We start from the raw sequence: 12,013 nt of genomic DNA, 5'->3' as shown, positions 1-12,013 counted from the left end.
ATAAAATTTATCTAACTCTAAATCCACCATAAAAAATAAAGAAATAATATTTGATATAATGTAATGAGTAAGTACGCTTAGTTAAAAAATAAACTACCTGATTTATGACAAGTAGTTTATTTTAATACTTATTTTATAGCGGGGTTTTATATATTAATTTGTATCTATTAAGCTATGTGTTCTTTATTGCTTTCAGATTTTACTTTTCTTACTTTATTAAAGAATAAAACTGCTAAAATTAAACCTGCAACTAAACCTATTCCATTACCTACTTCTGGTGATAATTTAAATCCTTCTGGTGCTTGCATTATATAGCTAAATGTTACTACTGTCATAAATATTGCTGGTATAGCAGTTATAAAGTAATTTTTATTAGATTTAAGTAAGAACATTGAGCCTGTCCATAACATTATCATTGCTAATGTTTGGTTTGACCATGCAAAATATCTCCATATAATATTGAAATCTATAAATGTAAGAGCTATACCTACTGCAAATAAAGGTATTGCTATCATAAATCTATTTTTCATTGACTCTTGTTTTATACTAAATGAATCAGCTATTGTAAGTCTTGCACTTCTAAAAGCTGTATCCCCAGAAGTTATTGGACATGCTACAACTCCTAATATTGCAAGGGCTGCACCTACTGGTCCAAGTAGTTCCACTGACATTTGTTGAACACCAACTGCTGGAGTTGATCCATATAACGCTTGTAATTGTGGTTCACCATGGAAGAATGCCATAGCTGCTGCTGCCCATATTAATGCTATTATACCTTCTGCTACCATTGAACCATAAAATACTGGTCTTATTTCCCTTTCATGCTCAACACATCTAGCCATTAAAGGTGATTGTGTAGCATGGAAACCTGATATTGCACCACAAGCTATTGTTATAAATAAATATGGGAATATTGATTTTCCATCTGGGTGGAAGTTTGTTAATGTTAACTCTGGTATAGAATAACCTTTTACAAATAATCCTCCAGCTATACCAACTGCCATTAGTATAAGCGCTGCACCAAATAGAGGATAAATTTTACCTATTACTTTATCTATAGGTAATACTGTAGCAATTATATAATAAGCAAATATTACTACTACCCAAATTTGTGTATCTACTTTAGTTAAACTATTTAATAATCCTGCTGGTCCTGTTACAAATACAACTCCTACAAGAACTAATAAAACTACACTAAATACTACCATAATTTTTCTTGCATTTTCGCCTAGATATATACCAACAAGCTCTGATGCTGATACACCTTTGTTTTTAAGTGATAAATAACCTGATAAAAAGTCATGAACACCACCTGCAAATATTGTTCCAAATACTATCCATAAAAATGCTGAAGGTCCAAACAATGCTCCTTGTATTGCACCGAATATTGGACCAAGTCCAGCTATGTTTAAAAATTGAATAAGAAAGATTTTCTTCCAGTTCATTGGAACGTAGTCAACTCCATCTTCTAAAGCTAATGCTGGAGTTTGTAATGAATCGTCGATTCCAAATGTTCTTTCTACAAATCTTCCGTATAAGAAATAACCTAAGATTAAAATAACTATTGCACTAAAAAAAGTAATCATAATTCCTTCCCCCTTATATATTTTTTGTAGAGACTTGTTTATATTTATTTATATTTATAAGTTCTTTATCCCTACACCAATATGATAGTCTTCTTATTCAGGAAAATGATTTCTTATGTACGAAAGGTCATAATCTATACATGAGTTGCATTTATATATTCATAAGTTGCCTAAATAACTTAACTCTACTCCTACTTACTGTTATCTCGTATTTTCCTTTGTTTAGTTTTAAAATATACGTATTATTAAACCAAGGTATTATTTCTTCTATTTTTTCTAAATTTACTAAATAAGATCTATGACTTCTAAAAAAAATATTATAGTTTATTGTTTTCTCTACTTCTGATATACCTTCTCTAATTTCATATTCTTCATCTTTAGTAAAAATATGAGTATATCTTTCCCTTGCTTCACAATAATAAATATCATTCACATCGACAATATGTATTTTATCATCTTTCCAAAGGCTTATTTTATTTCTCATCTTTTGGTACTCTGCTTTATCTTCATTATTTTTTTTATCAGAAGTATCTTTTAATCTATGTAGCATAGAAATAATTCTTTCATCTGAGTATGGCTTTAAAATATAGTCAAAGATTTCTAAATTAAATGCTTCCACAGCATAATCATCGTAAGCAGTTATAAAAATTATTTTAGGTCTTTTTTCAAATTTATCTATTGTTTTTGCTAAAAGCATTCCATCTAATTTAGGAATGTTAATATCTAAAAATATAGCATCTAATGTATTTTCTTGTATAAAATTAAGTACATCTAAACCATTATCAAATTCACCTATAATGTCCATATCTGTATAATTTTCTATAAAATATCTTAATTCTTTTCTTGCTGGATATTCATCATCAACTATAATAACTTTCATATTTTACCTCCCCACATAAAATTCAATTAAAGTTCCATTGTCTAATTTTTTTATATCTAATCCCTTATAATAATATAGTTTTAATCTTAAATGCACATTATAAAGTCCTATTTTATTTTCAGGCATATTCCCCAAATATAAATCCTCTATGATTTTTTCATCTATTCCCACACCATCATCTCTGACAGATACTTTAACCCTATCTCCCAAATCTTTAATTGAAACAATTACTTGTCCACTTTTACTTTTGTCTTTACTTAAAATTCCATGAATAATAGCATTTTCAACTAGAGGTTGAATAATTAAACTTGGTATTTTTACATCTACATCATCAATATCATAAATAACCTTTAACCTTTCACCAAATCTTGCTTTTTCTATATCTACAAAGGACTTAACCTGAGTTATTTCTTTTTTTATACTTATGGGTTTGTCATTAAATTCCAAATTATGTCTAAGATAAGTTGATAAGCTTATTATAAGCTCTCTTGCTTTTTGAGGATCAAATCTTATAAATGATGCTATGGTATTTAACGCATTAAATATAAAGTGGGGATTAATCTGTCTTTGAAGTGATGTAATTTCTGCCTTTTTTCTTTCTTCGATCTCTTTTTTGTCTCTTTCTATTCCCTGGACAATAGATACCATAAGCCCTATACCCAATTGTCCAACGATAAGTGGCAAATATATTGCCTGTATAATATCAACGGCTAAATTTGTTGGTTTTGAAATAAAATATATCAAAAATATTGTTATATTTTCTGAAATCATACCTACTAAAATTCCCCAGAAAGCTCTTGATGATTTTGGAATTTTTTTATGGGCAATACCAGATAATATTCCTGCAATAGCACTTGATATAAAACAAGGTAAAGATGTCATACCCACTGGATCAATAAAATATCTATGCGCTCCTGCAATAAACCCTGCAGGAATACTAACAACAGGTCCAAATAATACACCTCCAGAAACTATAGAAATTATTCTTGTATTTACTATTGAACCTTTATAATAAATTCCATTGTATGTTGCCATTATTGCCAATAATGTAAATATTGTAGATATTATAGCTAAATCTTTTTTAGTATATTTTTCTTTTTCAAAAATACTTTTAAATATATTTAGTTTACTTATTAGTAAAAATAACATTACCAATAAACTGGTTTTTTCTAATAATGCTATTAAATAATCTGTTCTCATCTATTTCCTCCTTTGCCCCCCTATTAAGTATATATCACTACTTAACTTTCTTCATAAATAATAAAGTAATTAATATATAAAATTTATTTTGCTGAAATTTAAAAGGGCATAACAAAAATGATATGCCCTTAGTAACTTTAAATCTTATACTAATATATTTAATTCTTTTAATTCTTTTTTTATCTCTTCCAAAGTTTTTTCATCTGGTACTTCTATTGTATGAACATGATAATCTTGTGTTAAGCTGGATAATTGTTTAAATCCATTCTTCTTACTATTTTCCATAAATGATTTGAGATCTCTGTTTGAAGCAAGGTTTAAATCGGCTTTTATAGTTCCATATGTAGGGTGATCTACTATAACATCTTTTACTTTTCCACCTAAATCAATAATAGTTTGCAATTCTAACAAAAGATGCTCATTATTATTATGATTCTTACATTTTATCTCAAATTCTTGATTTTTTATATTATATATTATATATCCAGTAGATGTAGCTAATATATCAATTCCAGAAGCTCTTAATAATGCAATGTCCTTTACCACAATCTGTCTTGTTACATTAAGTTCTTTTGCTAAATCTACACCTTTAACAGGCTTATTAGATGTTTTTAGTATATGTAATAATTTTTCTCTTCTTTCATTGCTATTCATAACACACCTTCTTCTTAAATAATTAGTTTGTCTATCTTTTTACTATTCTATATAGATTTTTAATATAAATCAATACGTTATTTCTAATCCTTATTTTTCAACATATCATCAAGATATATTATATAAATTTCAATTTAATAAATTTTATTAAGTTTTTAACAATTGTTTTTTGTTGTGTAGTAATAATTGTGGTGTTATAATGTTTTTACAAGTGTATATACACTTGTAAAAACATTATAACAGAAAAGGGTGTAAAATATGAGGAATATTTTAAAAGATAATATTTTAAAGTTAAAAAAAGAAAAAAACGCTATAATACTTGCTCATCTATATGAGCCTGATGAAATACAAGAAATTGCTGATTATGTTGGGGATTCATATTATTTAAGCAAAATCGCTCGTGATTGTGAAGAAGAATTAATTATATTCTGCGGAGTAAAATTTATGGGAGAAAGTGCTAAAATCTTATCTCCACAAAAAACTATCATCTTACCTGCTACTAACGCTGGTTGTCCAATGGCTGACATGGCCGAGGCTTCTGATTTAAAAGAAATGATAGAAAAATATCCAAATGCTTTTAAAGTATGTTATATAAATTCATCTTATGAAGTTAAAGCCCTTTGTGATGTTTCTGTTACCTCATCTAGTGCTTTAGACATTTTAAAAAATGTTCCTAATAAAGAGATTTTATTTTTACCAGATAGAAACTTAGGTAGCTACATAGCTGAATTTTTTCCAGAAAAAGAATTCATACTATGGGAAGGTTTCTGTCCTACTCATGAAAGACTTACTTCAGAAGAAGTATTAAAAGCTAAACAAGAACATCCTAATGTAAAAGTTTTAGCTCATCCAGAATGCAATAAACCAGTTAGAGATTTGGCTGATTACATAGGAAGTACAAGTGGCATTATAAATTATGCTACAAAATGTGAAGATAATGAATTTATAATTTGCACAGAAGAAGGCATCTTATATGAATTAAATAAAAGAAATCCTAATAAAAAGTTTTACTTCCCAGAAAAAATGATTTGTCCTAATATGAAAAAAACTTCTTTGGAAAAAGTTTATGATGCTTTATGCGGTAAAATAGATGAAGTTGTTCTAGACAAAGAAATATCAGAAAAAGCTTTAACATCTCTAGAAAACATGCATAAATTAGGGGAGATGATTCTTTGTGGAAAATAAATATGTAGACGTTTTAATAGTTGGATCTGGTGTAGCTGGACTATACTGTGCTCTAAATCTTCGTCAAGATTTGGACGTAATGGTAGTTTCAAAAGATAAAATAGACTGTACTAATACTTCTTTAGCACAGGGTGGAATTTCTGTAGCTAGAGATTTTGAAGATGTTCCTTTTTTTGCAGAAGATACTCTAAAAGCTGGTAGATATAAAAATGATGTACAAGCAGTAGAAGTTCTGACTAAAGAGTCTATTGAGAACGTAGACTATCTAGTATCTCTTGGTCTTGATGTTGATAAAGACGAAGAGGGTAATTGGGATTATACAAAAGAAGGGGCTCATTGTGTTAATAGAATTATACATACGCAAGATAACACTGGAGAAAATGTAGAAAAAACTCTTGTAAAAAATGCTTGTGAGCGTAAAAACTTAAGGATTTCAGAGGATACATTCCTTGTTGATATAATAGAGAGAAATGGCAAGTGTATTGGCGCTATATTATTAAAAGATAAGGAACAAATAAATGTATTTGCAAAATTTGTAGTCCTGGCTTGTGGCGGAATTGGTGGTTTATATAAGAATTCTACCAGCCAAAGAATTCTTAGAGGCGATGGCTTAGCTGTAGCTCTTAGACATGACATAGAACTTAAAGATATAAACTATATTCAAATTCATCCAACGGCTTTTTATGATGAGTCTGATGATGAAAGAAGGTTTTTAATATCTGAGTCTGTGAGAGGTGAAGGTGGAAAACTTTACAATATTAATGGAGAAAGATTTATAGATGAGCTTCAACCTAGAGATGTTGTATCTGAAGCTATTTTTAAAGAAATGAAAAAAACTAATACACCTTATGTATATCTTGATATTAGTTTTCTAAATTCAGAATATCTAAAAAAACGCTTCTCTACTATTTATAATAAATGTTTAGAAAAAGGAACTGATATTACAAAAGAACCTATAAAAGTTTCTCCTGCTCAACACTATTTTATGGGTGGTATTAAAGTTGATTTAAACAGTAAAACTTCTATGGAAAATTTATATGCTGTTGGTGAAACTGCGTGTACAGGAATTCATGGTGCCAACAGACTTGCTAGTAACTCTTTGCTTGAGGGACTTGTTTTCTCTAAAAGAGCTGCTCAAGAAATAAATGCTTGCGTAGATAGCTTTAACCTTTCAAAAGTTGATATTGATGAAATATATACTAGTAGGGATGAAGTGGAAGAAGAAAATAGACTTTTAGTTGTAAAAGCGATTAGAGAAAAAGGTGGAGTTATAGATGATTAATTTTTTAGTAGTAGATAAAATAATTAAAGATGCTCTTGTGGAAGATATTCCTGGAGAAGATATAAGTACAAATTCTGTAATTAGTGAAAATAGTAATTCTACTATAGATTTAATTTGCAAAGAAGAAGGCATTATTGCAGGACTTAAAGTTTTTGAAAGAGTTTTTAAAATTCTTGGCAATGTGGAAGTTACTCTTCTTAAAAATGATGGAGATAAAATTTATCCAGGTGATAAAATAGCTCTTATAAAAGGAAATACTAGATTCATTCTTCAAGGTGAACGTGTTGCTCTGAACTTATTACAAAGAATGAGTGGTATTGCAACACTTACTAATAAATATGTTAAGGAAATTGAACATACTAATGCTAAATTATTAGATACTAGAAAAACTACTCCAAATTTAAAGATTCTTGAAAAATATTCTGTTAAAATTGGTGGTGGACATAATCATAGATTTAATTTATCTGATGGTGTTATGTTAAAAGATAACCATATTGCAGCTGCTGGTGGTATTACTAACGCGGTTAAACTTTGTAGAGAAAATTCTTCTTTTGTTAGAAAAATTGAGGTTGAAACTGAAACTTTAGATATGGTGAAAGAAGCTATAGAAGCTAAAGCCGATATTATTATGCTTGATAATATGACTCTAGATATGGCAAAAGAAGCAATTGAAATAATTGGTGATAAAGCTATCATTGAGTTTTCTGGTAATGTAAAATTGGAAAATATTAAATCTATTGCTGAGATTGGTGTTGATTGTATCTCTGTTGGTGCTCTTACTCATTCTGTAAAAAACTTAGATCTTAGTATGAAAAACTTAAAAAATATATAATATGTTAAAAGAAAAATAGTAATAATTTTAGGCTACCTATTATCTAAAATTGTTACTATTTTTTAATTTATAATATATGACTATTAAAAGCTTTTTACTGTATACTTAAATTAAAAACTTTGATCTATGGAGGTACTATGCATATAGATTATTATGGAAAAATATTATGGAATTATCATAAATTAAATGAAAATATAGAAAAATGTGATGTAATCTTAGGGTTTGGTAGTCATGATTTAAATGTAGCAATAAGATGCGCTAACCTTTTCTTAAATGGCTATGGAGATAAAATTATATTCACTGGCGGTTTTGGTAGAATTACTAAAAGTTTATGGAATATGACTGAAGCGGAGAAATTTGCTCAAATAGCTATAAATATGGGTGTTCCTGAAACTAAAATTATTATTGAAAGCAAAGCTTCTAATACTGGTGAAAATATAAGTTACACTAAAGAAATTTTAAATAAATTAAACTTACACCCTACATCTTTTTTAATTGTAGATAAACCTTATAGAGAAAGACGTACTTTTGCCACTATAAAAAAGCAATGGCCAGAAATTGATTTTATTATTACATCTCCTCAATATAGTTATGAAGATTACTGTAACTTTTACTCTCATGGTGAAATCTCTAAAGATGAGTTTATTAGCATTATGGTTGGTGATTTACAAAGAATTGATTTATATGGTAAGAATGGGTTTCAAATTGAACAAAAAGTGCCTACTAAGGTTTGGAATGCTTATAATAATTTAATTAATCTAAAATATGATAAACATTTATGTAAATAATAATTCTCTGACTTCTACTAAATAGAAAATTTATTTTTATTTTTATGGTAATAATAATTATGATTAACTTTCTATATAAAATTAGTTGAAGGAGATATAAAATGTCACAAAATACTAATAATCTAAGTAAACAAAATAATATGTGGCTTATTTTAATTGCAACTTGCTTATTCACATTTATGTCAACTTTAGATGGTAGTATTGTAAATATAGCAATGCCAACCATGTCAAAGAGTTTATCCATAAATATGAGTGATGCTGAGTGGATAGTATCTTTATATATGATTACTATCTGTTGCTTATTAATTTTCTGGGGAAAAATTAGCGATACTATCGGTAAAGTGAAAATTTTTAAAATTGGAACTTTTATTTTCACTTTAGGATCTTTATTTTGTGGAATAAGCCCTACTCTAGAATTACTTTTACTATCAAGAATCATACAAGCTATTGGTGCTAGTATGACAATGGCTACAAACTATGGAATAATAACAGAAAACTTTCCCCCTGAAATGCGTGGAAGAAGCCTTGGTATTCTTGGAAGCTTTGTTTCCCTTGGAAGTATCGCAGGACCAGGAATAGGTGGAATCATTCTTCAAAAATTCACTTGGCATTATATATTTTTAATTAATATTCCCATTGGTATATTTGCTATTATTCTTGGTTACTTTGTTTTTCCAAAATCAAAAAGAAAAGAGTTACCTTTAAACTTAGATTTTTTAGGATTTATCTTATTCGATATAAGTGTAATTTCACTGTTTATGGGAATATTTATCGGACAAGTAACAGGATTTAATACTGCCTTTGTAATAGGATTATTTATTTTAGCTATTATAGCCCTGGCTGGATTTATACTTAGAGAAAAACAAGCTAAAAATCCATTGATAGATTTGACAATCTTTAATAGCAAAGCTTTCTCATTAGGATTAATTTGTGCTGTATTGATATTCTCATCAAACTTATTTATGAATACATTAATACCATTTTATTTACAAAATACATTGAAACTTTCTACTTTTTTATCTGGAATTATACTCATGTGTGTTCCTATTGCAATGGTTGTTGTTGCACCAATTAGTGGGGCTTTATCTGATAAAATTGGATCTGAAGGTTTAACTTTTGTGGGGCTTTTAGTAGTCTGTATTTCCCAAATTTTATTAGTATTTATAGGTATAAAAACTACAGTTCCTTTTTTAATACTACTTACTCTTTTAACAGGTACTGGTGTGGCACTTTTTCAATCACCTAATAATTCAATAATCATGTCATCTGTTGCAAAAAATCACCTAGGAATTGCAGGTAGTATAAATTCATTAGCTAGAAACCTAGGTATGGTAACAGGTCTTTCTTTATCAACTACCATCCTATATAGTGCTATGAGCAGTCAGGCTGGGTACAAGGTAACAAGCTATATTGAAGGAAGAGATGACTTATTTTTATATGGAATTCATATAGCATTTTTAGTATCTTTTGTACTTTGTTTCATAGCTTTAATTATAACTGGTTATAGATTATTTGATAAAAAAATTCTCTAAGATAAATTTAAAAAGCCATTAATAATTTTTCTATTAATGGCTTTTTCCTATCTATATATCTAATTTAACATCATAAAACTTCATCCAGTTATTTAACTGAATCAAATAAGCAATAACCTGTGGACCTGTCATTAATTGTCCATACCAAGGTTGTTCAAAAGATGCCCCTCCTGTATCAACCAATCTAGATACAAAATCAAAATCTACAATTTGATGAATAGGAGATTTTTTATCTGCTAAAATCAATCTTAGCATTGTACTTACTTCCTTTGTATACTCTGGATTGTGAGTTTTTGGATAAGGACTTTTCTTTCTATCTATAATCTCGTCTGGCACTAATCCTCTCACAGCTTCACGAAGTAGTCCTTTTTCTCTACCATGTAATAACTTCATATCTTTTGGTAAATTAAAAGCATACTGAACTAGTCTCTTATCAGCAAAAGGTACTCTTCCTTCTAAACTATTAGACATTGTCATTCTATCTTTTCTATTTATCAAGGTAATCATCTGATATTTTATATTAAGATAAGACAGTTCTCTTATAATTCTATCATTATGACTTTCTCCAGGCAATTTAGGAATTTTATTAATACTATCTCTACATAGTCCCTTTGTATAATCTTCAATAGGAAGAGATTTTAAATCATTTCTTAATATATTTTTTCTATATTCAATTGAATCAGCCCAAGGGAAGATTTCAATTGAGTCATATTCTCTTGTAAACCATGGATATCCTCCAAATACTTCGTCGGCACACTCTCCAGATAGCGCAACAGTTGCATATTTTCTTACTTCTTTTGCAAATAAATACAGTGAAGAGTCTATATCAGCCATTCCCGGTAAATCAGCTGCTATAGTTGCATCATCTAGTGCATGTGCCAAGTCCACATTATCTAATACCACATTATGATGATTGCTCCCTAAAAAATCAACCATTATCCCCACATAGTCCGAATCTGAATTAGGTTGAAATATATCCTTTTTAAAATACTTATCGTTATCCTTGTAGTCAATACAAAAAGTATTTAAAGTTTCCATATTATTTTTTTTAAACTTATCAAATGCTACTTTTGAAATTATACTGGAATCAAGTCCCCCTGATAAAAAAGCACAAACAGGTACATCACTGACTAGTTGATTTTCAATTACCTCAACTAATAACTCTCTTACATACTTTTTAGTTTTATCTAAGTCGTCCTCATGTTCCCTTACTTCTAACTCCCAATACTCATTTAAAGTAATACCTTTCTCATTAAAAATTAGATAAAATGCAGGTGGTACTTCTTTTATGTCTCTAAATATTCCACTTCCTAAACTTCTTGCTGGGCCTAAAGACATCAGCTCAAGTAAACCATCTTTATCTACTACGGAATCCACAGATGGATGCATCAATAAAGTTTTCATTTCTGAAGCGAAAACTAAATTCCCATCTTTGTAAGAATAAAAAAGTGGTTTTATACCCAGCGGATCTCTGCATAAAAACATTTCTCGATTATATTCATCCCAAATTCCAAAAGCAAAAATACCATTGATATAATCAACACAGTTTTTACCATATTCAATATATGATGTTAACAGAACTTCTGTATCTCCATAAGAATCAAAAGTATATCCTTTGGCAATCAAATCTGCTCTCACTTCTTCAGTATTGTAAAGCTCACCATTATAGCAAATGGTATATTCTCTATCCCCTATTTTCTTAGTCATTGGCTGAAGACCTCCAGTAGGGTCAACTATAGAAAGTCTTCTATGACCAATTAATGTATGATCGTAAACTTTTAGTCCTCCTGAATCAGGTCCTCTCAACTTTAGTGTATTAATCATTTTGTCCATTATATTGGAGTAATCTCTTATATTATTTTTAAGATTAGACCATCCTACAATTCCACACATAATATATCCTCCATTTGTTCAAGATATATTACTATATGATGAATAAATAAATTTTGATACATCTAAGGTTTATTTACTTCTATTAAGTTTTTAATATAGTTAATTTTATTCAAGTGTATACTATATATTGGGGTATTTTCTTTATTTTCTTTACTTATTCATTTTTAGAAACCTTATATTG

The 12,013-nt window shown here is 28.8% G+C and carries 10 protein-coding genes; 5 read left to right on the top strand and 5 right to left on the bottom strand.

From position 1 onward, the window contains the following. Positions 1-167: 167 nt before the first annotated feature. From QX51_RS00215 to QX51_RS00200, 4 genes are all read right to left on the bottom strand, one after another. On the bottom strand, positions 168-1,586 hold the full coding sequence (locus tag QX51_RS00215; protein ID WP_039677883.1) for a carbon starvation CstA family protein: 1,419 nt from the start codon (positions 1,584-1,586) through the stop codon (positions 168-170). A gap of 151 nt (positions 1,587-1,737) precedes the next feature. After that, the gene (locus QX51_RS00210; protein ID WP_039677882.1) at positions 1,738-2,466 is read right to left on the bottom strand and encodes a LytR/AlgR family response regulator transcription factor; all 729 of its coding nucleotides are present in this window, start codon (positions 2,464-2,466) and stop codon (positions 1,738-1,740) included. Between the two features lie 3 nt (positions 2,467-2,469). Then, positions 2,470-3,666 carry a sensor histidine kinase gene (locus QX51_RS00205; protein ID WP_039677881.1) on the bottom strand — a complete coding sequence of 399 codons (1,197 nt, stop codon included), beginning with the start codon at positions 3,664-3,666 and terminating at the stop codon, positions 2,470-2,472. Between the two features lie 144 nt (positions 3,667-3,810). Next, positions 3,811-4,320 carry a transcription repressor NadR gene (locus QX51_RS00200; RefSeq protein WP_039677880.1) on the bottom strand — a complete coding sequence of 170 codons (510 nt, stop codon included), beginning with the start codon at positions 4,318-4,320 and terminating at the stop codon, positions 3,811-3,813. Between the two features lie 258 nt (positions 4,321-4,578). On the opposite strand from QX51_RS00200, the gene nadA reads away from it, so the two are divergent. From nadA to QX51_RS00175, 5 genes are all read left to right on the top strand, one after another. After that, on the top strand, positions 4,579-5,505 hold the full coding sequence (gene nadA, locus QX51_RS00195) for a quinolinate synthase NadA (protein WP_039677879.1): 927 nt from the start codon (positions 4,579-4,581) through the stop codon (positions 5,503-5,505). Then, entirely contained in the window at positions 5,495-6,787 is a 1,293-nt protein-coding gene (locus QX51_RS00190; protein ID WP_039677878.1) for an L-aspartate oxidase, read from the top strand. The genes nadA and QX51_RS00190 overlap by 11 nt, the downstream gene beginning before the upstream one ends. Next, the gene (gene nadC, locus QX51_RS00185) at positions 6,780-7,619 is read left to right on the top strand and encodes a carboxylating nicotinate-nucleotide diphosphorylase (RefSeq protein ID WP_039677877.1); all 840 of its coding nucleotides are present in this window, start codon (positions 6,780-6,782) and stop codon (positions 7,617-7,619) included. Before QX51_RS00190 ends, nadC begins: the two co-directional genes overlap by 8 nt. A gap of 137 nt (positions 7,620-7,756) precedes the next feature. After that, positions 7,757-8,407 carry a YdcF family protein gene (locus QX51_RS00180; RefSeq protein ID WP_039677876.1) on the top strand — a complete coding sequence of 217 codons (651 nt, stop codon included), beginning with the start codon at positions 7,757-7,759 and terminating at the stop codon, positions 8,405-8,407. Positions 8,408-8,508: 101 nt separating this feature from the next. Then, positions 8,509-9,939, top strand: a complete 1,431-nt coding sequence (locus tag QX51_RS00175) for an MFS transporter (protein ID WP_039677875.1) — start codon at positions 8,509-8,511, stop codon at positions 9,937-9,939. A gap of 51 nt (positions 9,940-9,990) precedes the next feature. On the opposite strand, the gene asnB is transcribed toward QX51_RS00175, so the two are convergent. Further along, positions 9,991-11,832, bottom strand: a complete 1,842-nt coding sequence (asnB, locus tag QX51_RS00170) for an asparagine synthase (glutamine-hydrolyzing) (RefSeq protein ID WP_039677874.1) — start codon at positions 11,830-11,832, stop codon at positions 9,991-9,993. Positions 11,833-12,013: the final 181 nt, after the last annotated feature.

It is taken from the genome of Terrisporobacter othiniensis (genome assembly GCF_000808015.1).
Classification (GTDB): domain Bacteria; phylum Bacillota; class Clostridia; order Peptostreptococcales; family Peptostreptococcaceae; genus Terrisporobacter; species Terrisporobacter muris.
This window is presented reverse-complemented; position numbering and strand designations above follow the sequence as displayed.

Coding starts and splice junctions, on each gene's coding strand:
- QX51_RS00215 (WP_039677883.1), bottom strand. CDS start 1,586: ATGATTACTTTTTTTAGTGCAATAGTTATTTTAATCTTAGGTTATTTC.
- QX51_RS00210 (WP_039677882.1), bottom strand. CDS start 2,466: ATGAAAGTTATTATAGTTGATGATGAATATCCAGCAAGAAAAGAATTA.
- QX51_RS00205 (WP_039677881.1), bottom strand. CDS start 3,666: ATGAGAACAGATTATTTAATAGCATTATTAGAAAAAACCAGTTTATTG.
- QX51_RS00200 (WP_039677880.1), bottom strand. CDS start 4,320: ATGAATAGCAATGAAAGAAGAGAAAAATTATTACATATACTAAAAACA.
- nadA (WP_039677879.1), top strand. CDS start 4,579: ATGAGGAATATTTTAAAAGATAATATTTTAAAGTTAAAAAAAGAAAAA.
- nadC (WP_039677877.1), top strand. CDS start 6,780: ATGATTAATTTTTTAGTAGTAGATAAAATAATTAAAGATGCTCTTGTG.
- QX51_RS00180 (WP_039677876.1), top strand. CDS start 7,757: ATGCATATAGATTATTATGGAAAAATATTATGGAATTATCATAAATTA.
- QX51_RS00175 (WP_039677875.1), top strand. CDS start 8,509: ATGTCACAAAATACTAATAATCTAAGTAAACAAAATAATATGTGGCTT.
- asnB (WP_039677874.1), bottom strand. CDS start 11,832: ATGTGTGGAATTGTAGGATGGTCTAATCTTAAAAATAATATAAGAGAT.